At 53.3% G+C, this 276-nt stretch carries 1 protein-coding gene; it reads left to right on the top strand.

The features are described from left to right. Nucleotides 1-15: 15 nt before the first annotated feature. On the top strand, nucleotides 16-276 hold a 261-nt coding region (locus Q5762_RS38205), incomplete at its 3' end, for an MliC family protein (protein WP_315896913.1).

The following is a 276-nucleotide window of genomic DNA, read 5'->3' as shown; positions in this document are numbered from 1 at the left end:
CCAAAGGAGTCTCTTATGAAAATCACGATTGCTATTGCAGCGCTTGCCGCACTTTCTGTTCCTTCTCTGGCGTCTGCCAACGAAGTCACTCACGTTAAATACGCCTGCGATGGCAACAAGATTCTGGATGTCGTCTATACTGGCGAAATCGCGGTCATGCTGCAGGACGATGAACTGGTCCCGATGAAGCGGGCGACCAGCGGCTCGGGCGTGCGCTACGTTCCGATCAGCGAAGATTATACCTACGAACTGTGGGGTAAGGACGACAACATGACC

Origin of the sequence: Streptomyces sp. P9(2023), assembly GCF_032436795.1 — a bacterium.
Classification (GTDB): domain Bacteria; phylum Actinomycetota; class Actinomycetes; order Streptomycetales; family Streptomycetaceae; genus Streptomyces.
Note: the sequence above shows the minus strand (reverse complement) of the source record. Positions and strands in the feature narration are given on the sequence as shown.